At 68.7% G+C, this 16,964-nt stretch carries 18 protein-coding genes; 7 read left to right on the top strand and 11 right to left on the bottom strand.

Annotated elements, in window-relative coordinates:
• Nucleotides 1-49: 49 nt before the first annotated feature.
• Genes KVT44_RS52470 through KVT44_RS52485 form a run of 4 tightly spaced genes read right to left on the bottom strand, consistent with a single transcriptional unit; the run spans nt 50 to nt 2,382 of the window.
• Nucleotides 50-412 carry an ASCH domain-containing protein gene (locus tag KVT44_RS52470; RefSeq protein WP_217575894.1) on the bottom strand — a complete coding sequence of 121 codons (363 nt, stop codon included), beginning with the start codon at nt 410-412 and terminating at the stop codon, nt 50-52.
• Nucleotides 409-1,530 carry a hypothetical protein gene (locus KVT44_RS52475; RefSeq protein ID WP_217575896.1) on the bottom strand — a complete coding sequence of 374 codons (1,122 nt, stop codon included), beginning with the start codon at nt 1,528-1,530 and terminating at the stop codon, nt 409-411. Before KVT44_RS52475 ends, KVT44_RS52470 begins: the two co-directional genes overlap by 4 nt.
• Nucleotides 1,531-1,576: 46 nt before the next feature.
• Nucleotides 1,577-1,978: a hypothetical protein gene (locus KVT44_RS52480; RefSeq protein WP_217575898.1), complete on the bottom strand. Its 402-nt coding sequence runs from the start codon at nt 1,976-1,978 to the stop codon at nt 1,577-1,579.
• On the bottom strand, nt 1,978-2,382 hold the full coding sequence (locus tag KVT44_RS52485; protein ID WP_217575900.1) for a recombinase family protein: 405 nt from the start codon (nt 2,380-2,382) through the stop codon (nt 1,978-1,980). Before KVT44_RS52485 ends, KVT44_RS52480 begins: the two co-directional genes overlap by 1 nt.
• Nucleotides 2,383-2,502: 120 nt before the next feature.
• Here KVT44_RS52485 and KVT44_RS52490 point away from each other — a divergent pair, with 120 nt between their 5' ends.
• The 3 genes from KVT44_RS52490 to KVT44_RS52500 are packed head-to-tail and all read left to right on the top strand — an operon-like array spanning nt 2,503 to nt 4,968.
• Complete coding sequence (locus tag KVT44_RS52490) at nt 2,503-3,546, top strand: DNA-binding transcriptional regulator (RefSeq protein ID WP_217575902.1); 1,044 nt, start codon at nt 2,503-2,505, stop codon at nt 3,544-3,546.
• Nucleotides 3,543-4,232, top strand: a complete 690-nt coding sequence (locus KVT44_RS52495) for a YdcF family protein (RefSeq protein WP_217575904.1) — start codon at nt 3,543-3,545, stop codon at nt 4,230-4,232. Before KVT44_RS52490 ends, KVT44_RS52495 begins: the two co-directional genes overlap by 4 nt.
• 16 nt (nt 4,233-4,248) lie before the next feature.
• Nucleotides 4,249-4,968: a WbqC family protein gene (locus tag KVT44_RS52500; protein ID WP_217575906.1), complete on the top strand. Its 720-nt coding sequence runs from the start codon at nt 4,249-4,251 to the stop codon at nt 4,966-4,968.
• A 420-nt stretch (nt 4,969-5,388) separates the two neighbouring features.
• On the opposite strand, the gene KVT44_RS52505 is transcribed toward KVT44_RS52500, so the two are convergent.
• From KVT44_RS52505 to KVT44_RS52525, 5 genes are all read right to left on the bottom strand, one after another.
• Entirely contained in the window at nt 5,389-7,104 is a 1,716-nt protein-coding gene (locus KVT44_RS52505) for a relaxase/mobilization nuclease domain-containing protein (protein ID WP_217575908.1), read from the bottom strand.
• Nucleotides 7,101-7,442, bottom strand: a complete 342-nt coding sequence (locus tag KVT44_RS52510) for a plasmid mobilization relaxosome protein MobC (protein WP_217575910.1) — start codon at nt 7,440-7,442, stop codon at nt 7,101-7,103. The genes KVT44_RS52505 and KVT44_RS52510 overlap by 4 nt, the downstream gene beginning before the upstream one ends.
• A gap of 398 nt (nt 7,443-7,840) precedes the next feature.
• Nucleotides 7,841-8,932: a DUF2637 domain-containing protein gene (locus KVT44_RS52515; protein WP_308314387.1), complete on the bottom strand. Its 1,092-nt coding sequence runs from the start codon at nt 8,930-8,932 to the stop codon at nt 7,841-7,843.
• Between the two features lie 160 nt (nt 8,933-9,092).
• Nucleotides 9,093-9,779 (bottom strand): hypothetical protein, encoded by a 687-nt coding sequence (locus tag KVT44_RS52520; RefSeq protein ID WP_217575912.1) that lies wholly within the window; start codon nt 9,777-9,779, stop codon nt 9,093-9,095.
• 7 nt (nt 9,780-9,786) lie between these two features.
• A complete protein-coding gene (locus KVT44_RS52525; RefSeq protein WP_217575914.1) occupies nt 9,787-10,641 on the bottom strand; it encodes a helix-turn-helix domain-containing protein in 855 nt (284 codons plus the stop codon).
• A 476-nt stretch (nt 10,642-11,117) separates the two neighbouring features.
• Between KVT44_RS52525 and KVT44_RS52530 the strand changes: the two genes are divergently transcribed.
• The 3 genes from KVT44_RS52530 to KVT44_RS52540 all read left to right on the top strand — a co-directional run bounded on the left by KVT44_RS52530 (nt 11,118) and on the right by KVT44_RS52540 (nt 12,868).
• Nucleotides 11,118-11,375 carry a helix-turn-helix domain-containing protein gene (locus KVT44_RS52530; protein WP_217575916.1) on the top strand — a complete coding sequence of 86 codons (258 nt, stop codon included), beginning with the start codon at nt 11,118-11,120 and terminating at the stop codon, nt 11,373-11,375.
• 129 nt (nt 11,376-11,504) lie between these two features.
• Nucleotides 11,505-11,717: a helix-turn-helix domain-containing protein gene (locus tag KVT44_RS52535; protein WP_217575918.1), complete on the top strand. Its 213-nt coding sequence runs from the start codon at nt 11,505-11,507 to the stop codon at nt 11,715-11,717.
• Nucleotides 11,717-12,868, top strand: coding sequence for a site-specific integrase (locus tag KVT44_RS52540; RefSeq protein ID WP_217575920.1), 1,152 nt, complete (start codon nt 11,717-11,719; stop codon nt 12,866-12,868). The genes KVT44_RS52535 and KVT44_RS52540 overlap by 1 nt, the downstream gene beginning before the upstream one ends.
• A gap of 628 nt (nt 12,869-13,496) precedes the next feature.
• On the opposite strand, the gene KVT44_RS52545 is transcribed toward KVT44_RS52540, so the two are convergent.
• Nucleotides 13,497-14,735 carry an IS256 family transposase gene (locus tag KVT44_RS52545; protein ID WP_217575922.1) on the bottom strand — a complete coding sequence of 413 codons (1,239 nt, stop codon included), beginning with the start codon at nt 14,733-14,735 and terminating at the stop codon, nt 13,497-13,499.
• 196 nt (nt 14,736-14,931) lie between these two features.
• Here KVT44_RS52545 and KVT44_RS52550 point away from each other — a divergent pair, with 196 nt between their 5' ends.
• Nucleotides 14,932-15,807, top strand: coding sequence for a hypothetical protein (locus KVT44_RS52550; protein WP_217575924.1), 876 nt, complete (start codon nt 14,932-14,934; stop codon nt 15,805-15,807).
• A 54-nt stretch (nt 15,808-15,861) separates the two neighbouring features.
• Here KVT44_RS52550 and KVT44_RS52555 read toward each other — a convergent pair whose 3' ends face one another.
• Entirely contained in the window at nt 15,862-16,377 is a 516-nt protein-coding gene (locus KVT44_RS52555) for a DUF3761 domain-containing protein (protein ID WP_217575926.1), read from the bottom strand.
• Nucleotides 16,378-16,964 lie beyond the last annotated feature (587 nt).

Consider the following 16,964-nt stretch of genomic DNA (forward strand, 5'->3'; position numbering starts at 1 on the left):
ATGTCCGAATCTGTACAGGCCAGATCGCCGATCGACGTGGTTAGGCCCCCTACGGTTCCGGATGACACGTGTCGATCTCGATGGCGAGGGCGCCGAGGGCTTCCTTCTCCGGTGGGTAGATGGCCTGGATGTTGGTGAGTTGCTTCTCGCGGGTGGCGGTGGGGTTGACGTTGGCGGGTCCCTCGCCGTCAAGCAGGGCCTCAAAGTCGGCGTACTCGGTGACGCGGACGACCCTGACCTCGCAGATCTCGTCGGTGCCCTTCATTCGGAAGCGGATGGTGTCGCCTGCGGCGAGGTCGGTGAGGTGCGGGTATTTCACCCGTACCTCGATGGTCTTGGTGCCTGCGGTGACGAGGTCGAAGTACTGGCGGTAGAGGTTGAGTTCGCGGACGCGGGCGGTGGCGTCGGTCATGGGGCGGGAACGCTCCTGGGGGTTGGCGCGGTCATCATGCGGCCGAGCTCGGTGGCCGAGTACGAGCGGAAGAAGTGGCGGGGGTCGGACAGCAGGGTCGCGGTCAGGGCCAACAGCTGCTCGGCGTACTCGGTGATGCTGCCCGGCCACTGCCGGGTGTCGAGCATCCAGTCCGCCGCGCCCGTCGGCAAGGTGGCATGCCCGTCGCGGATCAGGGACTTGGAGAGCTTGGCGCCGGTGTCGGTGACGACCTGGGGACAGAACAGACGGGCGGGGAGCTGGGTGCGGGTGAGGCCGACGGCTTGGAGGGCCTCGTCGATGAGGAGCGAGCCGAAGACCCAGTCGCCGCCCTTGACCATGACGTGCAGGGTGCCACCCTCCCGCGGGCTGGTCATTGCAAGTTCCTTGACCAGGTTCCGATACAGAGTGGCCAGGTCGAGGTACGCGCCGGACGTGGGTGTGATGGTGACCTGGCAGGGGCCGTGGTGCAGGCAGACGGCGGCGACGGTGGCGCTGTCGCGGTCGGTGAGATGCACGCGGGTGCGTTCGGCGTGTTTCTCGGCCCAGCCGCAGCCAGGCCGTGGGCAGGGGATGCGCAGGTGCGGGGTGCCGGTGGAGGGGGCGAGCCACCAGCGGGCGGCGTCGAGGCGGGGGAGGAGCCGCAGCCAGGTGCGGCGGAAGTGCTCGTCGGACTGTTGTCGGCTGTAGGTCTCGATGCGGTACGGGATGCCCAGGCGTCGGGACAGAGTGGTGAACAGGGGCTGGTAGAGGGCGTCGACGAGGTCGGTGAGGGCCTGTGCGTCGACGGCCTGGGCGTACGCCCGTTGGTAGTGGTGACCGCTGACCGGGTCCGCGGCCAGCTGGTACGGGGCGTTGTCGAGAGCGCTGAAGAGGACCTCGGTGCGGATGCCGAAGCGGTCGCACAGGCGGGCGGCCATCGCGAAGGCCAGGGACTGCACGAGGGAGGTGCCGATGTGCGGGGCGCCGTTGATCTGGGTGCCGACGACGAGCACGATCCGCGCCGGCGGGGTAGCCAGAATGCGCGGGGTCAGGACGTCCTCGGCGCGGAGCAGTGCGTTGGCGAGGACGGTGTTCGGGGATACGGGGTGGGTTGTCACGGATGTCCCTTGCGGTCAGGTCGGAGCGGAGGCGCGTGGTGGTGCCCTACTGGGCGTCGGCCACGTACGGGTGCTGGAGTGCGGCGCGCAGGATGTCCGGGTCGGTGAGGGTGTCGTCGTCGGGGAGTTCGCACCAGCCGCCGAACCAGCCGTCCATCAACTCCAGGCCGGGTGCCACGAGCCATGAGTTGCTGGAGAGGTGCCGGACCGGCAGGTCGTCCCAGCGGTCGGCGGTGCCGGTCCGGATCGCGTAGTAGAGGCGTTCGTTGGGGCCGTCGTAGAGCACCGGGCCGATCGAGGCGCCGATGGCGCGCAGGTGGGCCAGGGCCAGGAGACCGACCGGAGCGGACGTTCGTACGAGATCCCACTCGTGGCCGACTTGCAGCATGCGTAGTCCGGGAATGTCGCCGACCATCGCGGCGCGGCGCAGCGCGGTACGTACGGACATCAGGCGCCTCCCTGCTGCTGGAGGCGGACGAGGCGCTCGCTGCCTGCCGCCGGCCTTGCGGAACGAACCACGATCAGACGGACGCCGGTTGTTGCTATCTGCCGCTTCCGCTCGGCGGCGACGGGCCTGGGGCCGAGATGTCCGAGCGCGGGGACCAGGACGCCGTAGGCGTCGGGCAGTTCGAGGGCGTCGAGCAGACCGACGAAGGCGGGGGCACGGATAGCGACCGCTGGCTCGCGGTCGGTGAACACGCCGGAAAGGGTCAGTTCGTGGCTACGGCAGTACTCGGTGAGGCAGCCGGCGAGTGCCGTGTGGCGGGCCGTGCTGCCGGTGATGTGGCGCAGGTAGCCGAAGACGCGCGGGCCGGTGACCGGTCGGCGTTCGGTGAGGGGTTCGTCGTCCATGACCAAGAGCGTCGGCCGTGGTGAACGGCCTTGAAATGACCCGCTGTTGCACTTCCGTTGCACTTCTCGCCCCACCTGGTCACCGAGAGTGCTTCCATACGTGACGGAGGGAGGTCAGCTGTGGTCAGCGTGCAGCAGTGGAGTGGCCAGGAGGCAAACGCCCTGCGTGCCGCGCTGCGCATGAGCACCCGCGCCTTCGCCGACCACCTCGGCGTCGCCCTGCGCACGGTGGCCAAGTGGGAGAGCCTGGGCGCCGAAACACACCCCCGGCCCGATACCCAGGCCATCCTCGACACCGCCCTCGCCCGCGCCGACTCCGCCGCCCACGCCCGCTTCGAAGCGCTGCTGTTCCCGGAGCGGAAGAGCGCGCGGCCGGCGGACTACGAGACGTGGACCGAGGACATCGAGCGCGCTGTGGTCTGCGTGAGCCGCCAGAACTTCCCCTTCGCCTCGACGCTCCTCAACCGTTGGCTGGGCAGACACGATCCACGCGATCTCGACGACAAGGGCCTGTATCTGTATGGCCGTTCGCTCGTCGTGCTCGGCGATGTGCAGCGGGATCAGGGCGCGATCCTTGGCCCGCTCTCCGCCCGCCAGTCCTATCTGACCGCCCGAGGCATGTTCTGCGAGCTCGACATCCCGCGCCGGGTGGCCCAGATCGAACTGTCCCTCGCCGTGGTGCAGGAGATGTCGGGCCAGCTGGAAGCCTCCGCACGTCGCTATGAGCAGCTCGCCCGGGACGAGCGTCTGAGTCGGCGCGACCGGGCCCGGGCTCGGCTGTGGGTGGGTACGGCATTGAGCAAGGAGGGCGACAACGACTACGCCACCGAGGTCATGGCAGCCGCCACCTGTGAGTTCGAGGTCCTCGGTGAGCCGGAGGACTGGTCCGTGGCGCACCAGAAGCTGGCCCTGGCCCACCGCGGCGCGGGCCACCTGGACCAGGCGCTGCACTACATCGACATCGCGCGAACCACCGGCACGGTCGACTCCCCGATGCAGCGCGTGCGATTGGACACCGCGTACGGGCACATCCTTCTGTCGGATGCGGCCACCCGCAATGATGGGTTGTCCGTCCTCGACCAGGCGGCACTGGTGGCCCAGCAGTTCGGGCTGAGCCACCAGCTGCGCAGCATCGAGGGCATCCGAAAGGGCCAGCAAGGATGAGCCAGGGAGTGCCAGTGCCGCAGCACCAGCAGCGACAGATCACCGACGAGCAGTTCCATGACGCGACGCTGATCTGGAACTACCACCAGATGGGACATGAACTGCGGCCCTGTTCGGCGGCGATCGGACTGGGCAGCCACGACCTGGGCGTGGCGACCGCTGCCGCTGACCTCTACCGCGCCGGTCTGTTTCCCGCCCTGGTGTTCAGCGGTGGCAATAGCCCCACCACCCGGGCCCGTTTCCCGCGCGGAGAAGCCGTGCACTATCGGGAGCACGCGCTGAGCCTGGGGGTGCCGGACGAGGCGATCCTCGTGGAGCCGAAGGCCGCGAACACCGGCCAGAACATCACCTTCTCGCGGGAGTTGCTGGCCGAGGCCGGCGTCGAGGTCGACTCCCTGCTGCTGATCTCCAAGCCGTACATGGAGCGCCGCAGTTACGCGACCTGCCGCAAGCTGTGGCCCGAGGCTGAGGTCGTATGCGCCTCCGAGCCGCTGGAGTTGGACGACTACATCAAGTCCATTGGCGACGAGAAGCTCGTCGTCGACATGCTCGTCGGCGACCTGCAGCGGGTGATCGAGTACCCGAAGCTCGGCTTTGCCGTCGAGCAGGACGTACCGGGGGATGTGCATGACGCTTACGAGCGCCTTCTGCGGGCCGGCTTCGACAGCCGTCTCATCGGCACCTGACCCGCCACGGGGCGGGGTGTGTGCGATCCACCAGCCGAACCTTTTCCCGAGGTTGTCCACGCTGGCCAAGCTGTACGCCGCTGACCGGTGGATCGTCCTGGACGACGTCCAGTTCACGCGCCGCGACTACCAGCACCGGGCCCGTCTTGCCGATCTGGACGAGCCCGCGCGCCAGCAGTGGCTCACGCTCCCCACGCATCTTCCCCAGGGTCGCTCGACGTTGATCAGCCAGGCACGGCTCGTTGACCCCCAGCACTCACGCAGGACGGTCCAGCTGCTCCTGCGGCAGTACTACGGCCGAAGCTCCCATTGGAGGGCCGTGTCCGATGTCCTTGACGCGGTGTTGGACTCGCTCGCGACCTCGGACCGCCTGGCCGACGTCGCGAAAACATCGACGATTGCCCTGCTCAGGGTCCATGGCTGGTCAGGGGATGTGTTGGACAGCAGCGAGATCCCGACCCGCCCAGGGCGCTCCGAGCGCCTGGCAGATCTCGCAGCAGCCACCGGCAGCACCCACTATTTGTGTGGCACCGGCGGCCTGGGCTATCTCGACGCCGATCCCTTTGATGCCCACGGCATTCCCGTGCTGTCCTTCCACACCCCTGTGGATGACCTGCTCTGGCTCTGGGCCCGCCGCGCCAGCAGCCTCTGGGCCCTGAGCGCGATCGGTCCCGGTGAACTGGCGAACCAACTGGCCATCCAGCGGAAAGCTCATCTCCTTCGAGTGCACGCGTGACTGCTGACTTTCCAAGCTCATCTCCTCCGTCGGCTGACGGATCATCGAGTACGCGGACGACGCCCCACGCCCCGTCCAGAGAGATCGGGGGACGTGCCCCCGGCTGCGGCCCACATCGCGACTGCTTCAGTGCCGTCTTGGCTTGGTCGCCCCGGATCGCACCCGTTTCCTCAGGAAACGGGAGGAGCGTCTCCTGAGTGAACGCTCGATCTGTTCACTCAGGAAACGCCCGCAGCGCCTGTTTCAGTTCGGAACGGCCTTGGTGTTCGGAGACGAAACGGGCAGCGCGCTCACTCCGCAATGGCCCGATGATCGTCTCTGACTCCCTCCTGGCCGCGGAAGGCGTTCGCCAAGCCCAGGTCGCCCACTGACCTGGCCCCTTGGCCTTGGCCTCGGCAGAGGGGCTCGGCGTATGCGGAATCATCGCGCCCTGCGGGGTTGATCGTCGCGGCCCGCCAAGGGGCGGGCGGTTCGACGGTTGCCCGGGGCTGCGGTGGCGGCATGTTCAGGTATCGCGGTGGCGTTGGCGGGCAAGTCGGCCATGCGGCGCAGCCGCCACACCAGGACATCGGTGATCGAGTCCGCGGTCGCGAGCTCCCGCCGTTCAGCGGCTTCGGCCAGGAGCCCGGCCGGGTCGTATCCGGCGGCCTCGGTGTCGGCGAGGGTGACGGCGAGCGCGTACCAGCCGGCCTCGGTCAAAGCCTGCTCCGCCAGTTCCGGTATGGCCCGGCGTAGATGGGCGGCCTGCTGGCGGAGAAGTGGCTGGGAAAGGCGTTGGCCTCGATGGCGCAGTACAGCCAGCGGGATGTTGGCGGCGGCTTGGTAGGCGGTGCGTAGGTGCTCGGCGGCCTGGTGGGCGGCGGCGGCCTGCTGGGCGTGGTTCTTCTTGGCGTGCCAGTGGGCGGTGGCGGTGACGAGCAAGAACACCATGTCGATCACCATGGCGGTGGTGGCGCCGTCTTCCCCGCGGCCCAGGGCGGGGCCGCTGTGGACGAGGTCGCGGGCGGCCTGGCGCAGGGCGCGATCATGCCCCCGCGCGGCCTGGACGTGGGAGCGGGTGGCCCGCTCGAACACGAAGGCCGCCTCGCGCAGTTCGGCGCGGGTGTGGGCGGCGGAGGTCTTGGCGAGCGCGTCCAGGACCTCTCCGGCGGCAGCAATGTGCGCGGCCACCTCGGCGTCCTCACCGTGATCGATCACCAGCACCGCCTGCCACGCGGCTGTGGCCGTTCGACGCCGCGCGGTCGCAGGGCCGCTCGGTGTTTGGACGGAGGGGGTGGTGTTCGTGTCCTGGCTCGGGGTGTCGTCGGAGAAGCGTTTGCGGATGCGGGGCAGGGACAGGTCGGGGGCGAGGGTGGAACCGGCGTAGTAGACCGGCTCTTTGTCGCCGTTGCGGTCGTCGGGCAGGGCGACCTTGTATCCCTGCAAGTCGCCGGAGGGCAGCACCTTGGTGCGCACGAGAAGTCCGGCGTTCTTGAGGCGGTCGAGGAACTCCTCCTGACTGCTCGCGCCGGCCACCGCGCGGCGCACGGTCTCGCGCAGTTCCTCGCGGGCGGTGCGGTCCCGGCCCTCGCGTTCGGCCTTGTGCCGTTCGGCGCTGGTCGGCCGTTTGGCGGCGGTGCCGTCCCCGGGTGCTACTCGTCGCAGGCCGTAATCGACTTCGACGCGGCGGCATTCGGCCTGAGCGCGGCGGGCCTCGTTGTGCAGGCGGGGCCGGCGGCCGTCGTCGCGTACGAGCGTGGCGATGATGTGGATGTGATCGTCTGCGTGCCGGACGGCCGCCCACCGGCAGGCGGCTTCGTCGCCCTCGGGAGCGATGCCGGTGGCGGCGACCATACGGCGGGCGATGGCCGCCCAGTCCTCGTCGGACAGGATCGGATCCTCCGGGGCGGCCCGCACGGACAGGTGCCATACGTGCTTCTCGGGTCGCTTGCCGACGGGCAGAGCGTTGACGGGCTGGTCGAGCAGGCGCTGGAGCTGTTCGTAGGTGGCCTTCGAGTCGCGGCCGGGGTCGGGGGTGAGTGGGTCGAAGGCGGCCACCAGGTGTGGGTCGATGTGCTCCTCTTTGGTGCCGGGGCCGTAGAGGTAGTTGATGAGTCCGATCGTCTCGCTGCCGCGGTCGTGGATGCTGGGGATCACTCAGCGGCACCGCCGTCGCGGTGGGCGAGCAGAGCATCGGCAGCATCCTCCATGCGGCGGGCGGCGTTGCCGACGGCCTCGGCCGCCGCGTCCACGTGGGGTGCGTCGGCGCCGGAGTTGAGGGCCTTGGCGACCTGGTTGAACAGGCCGTGGATCCGGCCCAGGTGCCGTCGGGCGGCAAACAGCTCGCTGATGACCTCCCGTTCCGTCGCGATCTCGGCGGCGGTGCGATTCAGGTCGCGGGCGGCCTTGTCGGCGGCGTAGGCGAGGAAGGCGGCGTTGGACATCTGGCAGTGGGCGGCGGCGTCGGTGAATCGCTGGAACTCGGTGTCGTTCATACGGCAGCTGGGCTGCTTCAGTCGCTTGCGGGACTTCGGCAGACGAGCACGCTGACGTCTGGTCGACACAGACTCGGCCTGCCGCCTTCCTCCCTGCCGCGGTCCGCCCTCGGTCGCAGCCTGACTGTCCGGTGCCCCCCGGCGCCGGGCTGTTCCCGCCACCCCCGGGGCGGGAACTCCGGAAGCATCGCTTCCGGTACAACTTGCTGCGCTGTTCAGGCCGGTGGTCATCTCCTGTTGAGGGGTGGAGAGTTCGTGCTTCGGGTCGTGCATGGGGCGGTTCTCCGTGGGGTGTTGTTGCGGGGTGCTTCGCGTTGCGCAGCCCCCGTGCCCCGGGCCGGTCTGCCCAGGGCATGGGGTGAGCCGGAAGGCCGGGGTGGTCGGTGTGCTGGCGGGTCTCAGGTGGTGCCGACGGTGGCTGTGCCGAGATGCCCATGGTGCTCGGAGGTGGCCTCGTCGAGTCCGTTGACAGGCTCGGCCTCGATATCGTCATAGGCGACGCGGTCTGGCCGGTCGGCGCGTTCGGTCTTCAGCTGGTTGCGCAGGGTGCGGGCGCGTGTCTGGCTGATCCGTAGTTCGGTGCGCAGGCGCTGTGCGGTGAGCCGGTCGGCGCTCCAGTCGGCGGTCAGGAGTCGGGCCTCGTCGAGGACTTCGGCGTCGGTGCGGTTGCGGTCGGTGGCCGACTCGGCAGTGGCGGGGGCCTGACGTCTCGCACGGTGCGGGGCGGCTTCGGTCGAGTCAACCGCGGCGGCCGACCGGGGCGGTCGGGTAGGGCGGGCCGCCTGGGTAGCCTCGGTCGGCTTCGTCACGGGCGTCTTGGTGGCCTTTACGGAGGCCGACTCGGTCGGCTGCTCGGGGGTCGATTGGGCCTGGTCAGAGGTCGACCGTGCGTCCTGCTCGTCGGGTTGCCGACCAACCGCTGAGGCAGAGTCGGCTCCCTCGGGGTTGTGGTGCAGCACCTTCGCGACGAGGTCCGACCCGAAGTAGATCGACCCGACCGGGAGCGAGGTCGCCAGCAGTACGAGGGCCCAGTTCGCCGGGTCCCAGCCGGTCAGTCGGCCCCACCGGGTCGGCATGGTGTGCAGGGCCGGGGTCAGGCCATGTACGTAGTTCAGCAGGAGGCTGGCGATCGTGTAGGTCGCCAGGATCCGCAGTGCGAACTTCCGGTCGGCATCGGGCAGCACGAGTGTGGCGATCAGCGCGAGGGCCATCAGCCCGTCGACCACGATCGGGTACAGCAGGGCGGCGGTGGGGTCGGCGCCGATGGCGCGGGCCACGTCGGACAAGGCGTTCCACGAGACCCGGAAGGCCATGAGGACCACGGCCATCAGGCCGACGACGAGTGTGAAGCGTGCGCCGCGGTTCGGGCGGTGACTCCCGGCGCGTACGTCTGAGCGGCGGCGGTAGCGAGCGCGGAGACGGGCGATGCGGGAGCGATGGCTGTCGGTGCTGGGGATGGCGACCGGGGGTATCGGGGTGGGGGAGGGCAAGTCAGATATCTCCAGGGTGGGCATAGGCGGGCATGAGGAGAGGTCTCCAAGGAAGCCGTCCGGGCATGGCATTGGTGCTGCCGACGGGCGGTGAGGGTGGGCTTGGGGTGCGGCGGAGGGGCCGTTGGTCAGGCGTCGGCCCCGACACGGCAGCCGCGGGTCACGCTGCGTCCTGCCGAGCCAGCTCCGCCATGGCGAGGTCCACACGGGTGGGGTGCGGCCTCGTGCGGGGTGCGTTGCCCCGGGCGTGGCCGTCGAGTCCGAGGCGCCGGCTGCGGCAGGGCTCGCCCTTGTCGGCGTGGCACCACCGGCACGGGACGCTGAGAGCGTCGGGCTGTCCGGCGGCGACGGCAGCCTCGCGGGCGGCACGCGCGGGCCGGTAGGGCGCGAGCGCCGCGCGGACGGCTGGCGGAACGGATGATCCGGTGGCGGCGAGGCGGGCTTCGATGTCCGGGTGTGGGCCCCCGACGAGTTGTCGGTGCGGGGAGGGCGCGGCTATGCCGGTGGCGACGGCGTGCCGTGTGCCGAGGAGTTCGGTGCGCCATGCGGCGGGGTTGTCCGGGTCGGCGACCGGGGTGGGATCGGTGTGCCGGTCCAGGCGGTCGCGGCGGTAGGAGCGCCACTTGCGGGCGACGTCCACCGGGAGAATCGGGTACGGGGAGTCCAGGATGTGGGCCCGTATCGCCTCGCGGACGTCCCAGCCGTGGGCGGTGGCGAAGGGCACGTCGTTGAGCAGCTCCTGCCACTGGGCGATCTGGTCACGAGCATTGCCCGTGCCGACGGGGATGGTGCGGGGATCGAGGCGTCCGATGTAGGCGAGGACGGCAGCGACTTCGCGTCGGTCCAAAGGCGGCTTACTCCGTTCCGGTCGGTTCGTCGAGGGCGGCGAGCAGGGCGGCCATGTGCGCCTCGGTGCGCGACATGCCGGTGGTCGAGGTGGGGTTGGGCGTGCCACCGGGCAGGGCGTAGAGGTTCGGGCGGCCAGGGGTAGGGGTCCGCTCCCGGGCGATCCACGCGCGCCAGTCCGCGGCCCACGCGTCGGCGGTGCGGGGTTCCCACGAGCTCCGGTAGGTGCGCCACTTCGCGTCGGCGGCATCCAGGCCGTGCTCACCGAGCCGGTCGAGATGCCCGTCCCGCTGGAGCCAGGCACGGGCACTGCCATCGATCTGCCACTCGGTGGCGGAGATGAGCGGAGCAGAGCTGCTGCTGCTCTTACTACCGTTCACCTTCGGTTCTCTTCTGTTCTGGGGGTCGGAATCCGCACCCCCCTCGGGTCGGAATCCGTCCCCCCTGGGGGTCGGAACCTGTTCCCCGGGGCCGGATTCCGATCCCGCCTCGAAGGGCTCGGCAGGGTCGGATTCAGATCCCCCGAGGGTCGGATTCCGACCCCCTTGAGGTGCCGGAATCCGGTCCCCCTCTCGGCGCTCATCGGCGATGAATTGGGCGGCTATTGGGAGGCAGTAATACGTCTCTCCCCGGGGCCCCTTACGGTCAGGGAGCGGCACCAGCTCACCGTCGGCGATCAACTTGGCCAGCGCGTCACGAACGGCGGTACGGGAGGCATTCGCGCGCTTCATGAGGGTGGGCACGGACGCGTACGCGACGCAGTGCCGGTCGCGGCACCGGTCGGCGATCAGAGCGAGGACCATGCGGGCGGTGCCCTTGCTGTGGCTGTGGTCCCACACCCATTCGCGGGCGTCGTAGCTCATCGGGCGGCGGCTCCTAGGTCGGGGCATGGGAGTGCAGTTGGCCCTTGTCGGGCGGTGCACGGGGAGGGGGTTGGCCCACCGCCCCGGCCGAAGGCGCGAGGGAGGGCTGGTGGCGTCGTATAGCCAAGACAGCCACATCCATGCCGCTCAAGTCCAGCATTCCCGTCGAGAAATCAGACAGCTGACGGCGAACGCTTACTGCGAGCCAGGCATTCCCAAAATTATAAACCCGAATCGACTGCTGCCGAAATAACGGACCGTCAGGCGAAGCCAGAAGCATCACATCGGCAAGCCGTTGACGCGCCGCCGACGGGGAAGCTACAACACAACACCGCACGTCAGAGCATCGATCGACGCATCCGTCCGCGCCCCCATCTCGACCCCCGGAAACCTCTCCCCGGCGTACGGCGCGGAGCGCAACATAGCCGACGATCGCCGGTTACCAAAACCGGCGATCGAGCCTTTCAATTGGAGCCATGCCCCCACGCTCATTGGAAATCGGGCCGGCAGGAATGCAGGCGGCCCGTGCCATCGAAATCCTCCGTGCCGAACGCGGCCTGTCACAAAGGCAGTTGGCCGACCGCGTGACAGCCCTCGGCCACCCGATGTCCAACACCATGCTGTCCCGCATCGAGCGCGCCCAGCGTCGATGCGACATCGACGACCTCATCGCGATCGCCGAGGCCCTCCAGGTCCCGGCACCCGCGCTCCTGCCCGGCCGCCCCGCAGTCTGAACCGCCTTCGCCGCGCAGCGACTCGCCCCATCCCGCACCCGAGTGAGGACCCACCGCCCTTGCACCTGCCCGCAATACCCCCGGCTCCCGCCTGCCCCCAGCGCCCCTCCGCGACGGAGGTGATCGCGCATGGCTGACCGCCTCCTGACTGTCGCCGAGGCTGGCGAAATGCTCGGTACGGGCGAGCGCTTCGTCCGCCGTCTGATCGCCGAGCGCCGCATCCGCTACGTGAAGCTCGGCCGCCCGGTCCGCATACCCGAGAGCGCGATCACCGAGTACGTCGAGGCGCGCACCGTCGAGCCGGTCCGCCGTGTCCGTGCCCGCTACGGGAAGGCGGCCTGATGGCGGGACGCAAGCCGCAGCGGCGGCGCGAGTTCGGCACGACCCGCATGCTCCCCTCCGGCCGGTGGCAGGCCCGCTACGTCGGCCCGGACGGGCAGCGGCATACCGCCCCGGAGACGTTCGAGACCAAGTCCGACGCCCAGGACTGGCTCAACCTCGTTCGCGCGGACATCGAGCGCGACGTATGGCGCGACCCGGACGCTGGCGCGATCAACTTCCAGAAGTACGCACTGCGTTGGAAGGAGGAGCGCGGCCTGGCCCCCACCACCGTCGACCGCTACGACGGGCTCCTCCGCCTCCACATCCTGCCGACCTTCGGCGGCAAGGACCTGGACGAGATCACCCCGCCCTCCGTCCGCACCTGGCGTGCTGAGCGCCTGAAGGCCACCGGTGCCACGACGGTCGCCAAGTCGTACCGCCTGCTGAAGGCGATCCTGCAGACGGCGGTCGACGACGACCTCCTGCGCACCAACCCGTGTCGCATCAAGGGCGCGGGCAAGGAGGAGGCCGACGAACGCCCCACCGCCACCATCGAGCAGGTCTTCGACCTCGCCGACGCCATGGGCCCCCGCTGGCGCCTGATGGTCCTGCTCGGCGCCTTCGCCTCCCTCCGCCCGGAGGAGCTGGCCGAACTACGCCGCCACAGCGTCGATGTCGACGAGTGCTCCCTGCGCATCACCCAGGCGTCCCCGGAGCTGACCAACGGCAAGCGTGTTACCGGCGCCCCCAAGACCCGGGCGGGCAAGCGCACGGTCTACCTGCCGGACTTCCTGAAGCCCGAGCTACGCCGCCACTTGCAATGGTTCGCAGAGAAGGAGCCGGACGGTCTCCTCTTCGTCGGTGAGAAGGGTGCCCCGTTCCGCCGTTCGACCTTCGGCCGCAAGTGGCGCAAGGCGAGGACCAAGGTCGGCATGCCGGGAAACTTCCGCTTCTACGACCTCCGCCATACCGGCAACACCCTCGCCGCCGACACGGGCGCCAAGTTGAAGGACCTCATGGTCCGTGCTGGCCAGTCCTCGGAGCGGGCTCAGCTGATCTATCAGCACTCGACGGCGAAGCATCAGCGGCGGCTGGCACGGGGGATTGACGCCGAGGTGCGGCAGCAACGGCGTGAGCATGCTGCCGAGGGAGGCAACGCCAAGGAAGCGTGACAGCACCCGGCTGAGCCCCACCCCACTCCACCAGGGCCCGTTTTACGGCCTCCCCGCTGATCGGACAGGCCCTGGTCTCGTTCCCTGGAGAGGGCCAGATCAAGGCGCTCGCCGTCACGCCCCGGATCAGCAGATGCTGGAAGACCAGATGCATCACCATCGGGATGCCATCTGGCAGTGCGGCGGCGCTCATCGTGGTGGGGATCTTGTCAGCTGGCTCTGCAGGACGACGAGGCCCAGTGGGGCTGCTCAGGCCAGCCCGTGTCCGGGGGCTTCCAGCAGAGCAAAAATCGAAGGCTCAACGTCAGAGGCCGGTCGTACCCTCGTCGGCACTGACGTTGCACGAGAGGGTCCAGATCAATGGGTGACGAGCAGCCCGAGCACCAGGACGGATCAGAGCAGGCGGAGGAGACGTCGTCCACTCAGCCTCGTCGTGTTCGCCGACGGGACACCGCCGATGTGGCCGCTGCGCTCAAGCAGGCGGGCCTTCCCGACCACCTACTGACCCTTGCCGCACAAGCGAATGGCTTCTTGACCGCACAGGCAGCTCTCCGCCGGGCTGGCGAGGAAAGCGGTCACGTCCGTGGGAGTGGTGTATTGACGGCCACTCGGTGATCTCGTTTTGAGGCTATGCGGTGAGTTCGGTGGGCAGGGTGGTCTCGTCGGTTTCTGACTCGATCGGGTGGAGGCGGGCCTTGGCCAGCAGGTCGAGTCCCATGTAGCGGCGGGCCTCGGTCCATTCGTCGTTCTGCTCGGCCAGCACCGCGCCGACCAGGCGGATCAGCGCGGTGCGGTCGGGGAAGATGCCGACCACGTCGGTGCGACGGCGGATCTCCTTGTTCAGCCGCTCCTGCGGATTGTTCGACCAGATCTGCCGCCAGATCTCGCGTGGGAAGGTCGTGAAGGACAGCAGCTCGTGCTGAGCCGCGTCCAAGTGGGCTGCGGCCTTGGGGAACTTGGCCTCCAACGCGTCCAGGACGTGCCGCATCTGGGCCTTCACGGCGTCAGTGTCGGGCTGTTCGAACACGGTCCGCAGCAGCGTGGCCACCCACGGCTGGGCCGACTTCGGAACCTGGCTCAGCAAATTTCGGGCGTAGTGGGTTCGACAGCGCTGCCACGAAGAGCCGGGCAGGACCGCACCGATCGCGTTCACCAGGCCGGTGTGCGCGTCGGAGACGACCAGCTGAACCCCGCTCAGGCCGCGGGCGGTCAGAGAGCGCAGGAAGGCGAGCCAGCCGGCTCCGTCCTCGCAGGTGGCGACGTCGATGCCGAGGATCTCGCGATGTCCGTCGGCGTTGACGCCGACCGCGATCAGCGTGTGGACGTTGATGATCCGGCCGCCCTCGCGGACCTTCTGGGTCAGCGCGTCGACCCAGACGAACGCGTAAGGGCCTTGGTCCAGGGGCCGGTTGCGGAATGCGGCGACCTGCTCGTCCAGGTGCTTGGCCATCGCACTGACCTGGGACTTCGACAGTTGGGTGACACCGAGGGAGGCGGCGAGTTTTTCGACTCGGCGTGTGCTGACACCGAGCAGGTAGGCGGTGGCGACCACGCTGATGAGGGCCTGCTCGGCCCGGCGGCGCCGTTCGAGGAGCCAGTGCGGGAAGTAACTGCCCTGGCGCAGCTTGGGAATGGCCAGTTCGACCGTGCCGGCCCTGGTGTCCCACTCGCGCGGGCGGTAGCCGTTGCGGTGGTTGACGCGTTCGTCGCTGACCTGGCCGTATTCGGCGTTGCAGAGGGCGTCGGCCTCTGCGGACATGAGCGCGTCGGCGAATGTCTTGACCATCGCGCGCAGCAGATCGGGACTCGCCGAAGCGAGGTTGTCCTCCGCGAGGGCGTGCAGGGGCAGACTGTCAGGTGCGGTCATCGTGCTGATCTCCTTCGAGGCTTCGACACTTCGAAGATCAGCCGGTGGCCGTTCATCTATGCGGGCGCCATCCCGATGCCGGAGCAAACCCCCGGATCAGGTCGAACCCGTACACCATCTCCATGGACGCAACCAGGAAAGCCCGATCGCCAGGAGCCTGGGAGCTGCCATTGCGCGGGACCGAACCCTGGCCGCCGTGTATGACGTGAGCCAAGGCGGTATGTGGCCGAGTGCGGTTGCAGCCAGCCTCCGCACCGCTGCTGCGCGTGACCGGCTCATGGGTTCTACATTGGCGCTCGGCAGCACCCCGCTGAGCGGCCTTGACCTCACGCACCTCATGCCAGGAGCCGGGCTGGCTCGGCATGAAGCCTTCCGACTGGCGCAGTCCGGTTTGCTGGAGCGTCTCGCGGATGAGGTGCGTGACCTCGACCCAGAGAACTGGCGTGGAGAACGCCTGGGACGCACGGCGATGCTCAAGGTCATGGAGGAAGGTATTCCTCTCGTCTGGACACCGCCTGCCGACGTCATCCGCGCGCTCCTGGACGAGCCGGACAGTGCTGCCCGACGCAAGGTCCTCGAAAAGCACGCGGGGCGGGTGGTCGACCACTGCCGCACGGTCCTGGAGGACATCGAGCGCGAGGACGTTTCCGCTCAGGTCGGCTACCTCAACTCGTGTCTCGACCTGCTGGAAAGCGGCCCTCACGAGCCGGCTCAAGCTCTGGCCGCGTCGGTGTGGGACACCGTTCTGCGCGCCATGGTCCGAGCTGATCCGGTGCTGCAGAACAAGTGGGGCGGCTTCAGCTACGGGGCGGTTACGAGCAGCATGCCGAAGGCGACGCGAGAGACCACGCTCGGCCAGTTCCGCGCCTACTGCATCCACACCTGTGTGCATGCAGCCTGTGCCGAGTACTACGGTCCGCCGGTGCCTGGGCACTACTCCCGGCACGCCACTTCACACGCCACCGGCCCCACTCAATACACGCTGGCCAACGCGCTCACCGCGGTGATGCTGGCCGTGGCGTTGCTGAGAGAACTGGAGGAGACCCGGCGCCCGATCACCCAGGCCGAATAGGTCACCGCGACGACTTGGTGCCGTGTCTGAAGTCGTTGTCCGCACCCCGCCGACTCAGTCGAAGAGCAGAGTTGCCCAGGGGCGCGCGGGAACGACGCCGCCGTGATGCGAGCATGCCCCTTGCCGGCCGATCGACGTGGACGGCCACCCGTCACTGCAGTGAGCGGCCGACGGCATCTCCACCCGACTGACCTCGGTGGGTGCCTGTTCTATGCGGGAAGCCTCGGTGATGGATCCGTCGGCGAAGCACTCCAGGTGGTCGAGAACCACGCGCGCAGCTTGTCCGGCGAGGTCTCGCTTCTCGGAGTATGCCGTTGCTATGTCCAGTTCGGTGGCCGATGTGGCGTCGAGGTATCCGAGGTCGTCGGGGAATTTAGCCCCGAGCTGGAGGATGCTGATGTGCGGGTCTCCAGCGAATACCAGAGGAATCCGTACCTCTCCGGCCTTGTCGCTCAGCGCACGTGCCTCGGCTCGGTGCGGCCGGCACATGGACTCGTGTTGATCGTCCTTCCAGGAATCCCAGACGGCAATGCCGATGCCGGCAAAGACGGCTAGAGCGACGAGCGCCAATACAGCCCTGATCGTCCGCTGTTCTCGTTCTGCTTGCTGCCTTGCCCTCTCAGCCCGAGCCTTCTCCTCCTCCGCAGCGGCTTCACGCTCGGCTCGGGTGGCGTGGTGCCGACAGCCACGGCCGATCTCCTGAGGGAGCTTGCACGGTGTCCCTTTCTGCGTGGGGCGCCCGCAGCGCGCTGCCTGTCGGCGTCTTCGTGAACTGTCGTACCTAGTGGGCATGGCGCGCATTGTGAACCACTCGCCAACGCTGTCGTCGTGGAACGGCTGATTTGGAATCGCACGGCCGTGAACTGCGGCCCGATCTACAAGCGGCCCTTTGCGTAAGCGACTTGAGAGCCATTTGCGCCACCTGTGGTGCAGGTCACGTGGAATGCGTCTCGCGATTCGAGACGCGGGGCTGTCGAATGCTCCCGAGTGGCGCCGGCGCGCCCCTCGAATGCTCGCTCTGCGTCGACTTAGGGCACGCGAAGGGCACGGAGCCCCCGAATTGGTCTAGACAACAAACAAACCCCAGGCCATCGACCTGGGGTTTCAATATGGAGCGGGTGACGAGAATCGAACTCGCACTCTCAGCTTGGGAAGCT

Source organism: Streptomyces sp. GbtcB7 (assembly GCF_019091445.1).
Classification (GTDB): domain Bacteria; phylum Actinomycetota; class Actinomycetes; order Streptomycetales; family Streptomycetaceae; genus Streptomyces; species Streptomyces mirabilis.

Excerpts from the sequence above, each read along its gene's own strand:
- KVT44_RS52510 (WP_217575910.1), bottom strand. The coding sequence starts at position 7,442 with ATGAACGACACCGAGTTCCAGCGATTCACCGACGCCGCCGCCCACTGC.
- KVT44_RS52485 (WP_217575900.1), bottom strand. The coding sequence starts at position 2,382 with ATGGACGACGAACCCCTCACCGAACGCCGACCGGTCACCGGCCCGCGC.
- KVT44_RS52480 (WP_217575898.1), bottom strand. The coding sequence starts at position 1,978 with ATGTCCGTACGTACCGCGCTGCGCCGCGCCGCGATGGTCGGCGACATT.
- KVT44_RS52535 (WP_217575918.1), top strand. The coding sequence starts at position 11,505 with ATGGCTGACCGCCTCCTGACTGTCGCCGAGGCTGGCGAAATGCTCGGT.
- KVT44_RS52530 (WP_217575916.1), top strand. The coding sequence starts at position 11,118 with ATGCCCCCACGCTCATTGGAAATCGGGCCGGCAGGAATGCAGGCGGCC.
- KVT44_RS52545 (WP_217575922.1), bottom strand. The coding sequence starts at position 14,735 with ATGACCGCACCTGACAGTCTGCCCCTGCACGCCCTCGCGGAGGACAAC.
- KVT44_RS52540 (WP_217575920.1), top strand. The coding sequence starts at position 11,717 with ATGGCGGGACGCAAGCCGCAGCGGCGGCGCGAGTTCGGCACGACCCGC.
- KVT44_RS52495 (WP_217575904.1), top strand. The coding sequence starts at position 3,543 with ATGAGCCAGGGAGTGCCAGTGCCGCAGCACCAGCAGCGACAGATCACC.
- KVT44_RS52470 (WP_217575894.1), bottom strand. The coding sequence starts at position 412 with ATGACCGACGCCACCGCCCGCGTCCGCGAACTCAACCTCTACCGCCAG.
- KVT44_RS52525 (WP_217575914.1), bottom strand. The coding sequence starts at position 10,641 with ATGAGCTACGACGCCCGCGAATGGGTGTGGGACCACAGCCACAGCAAG.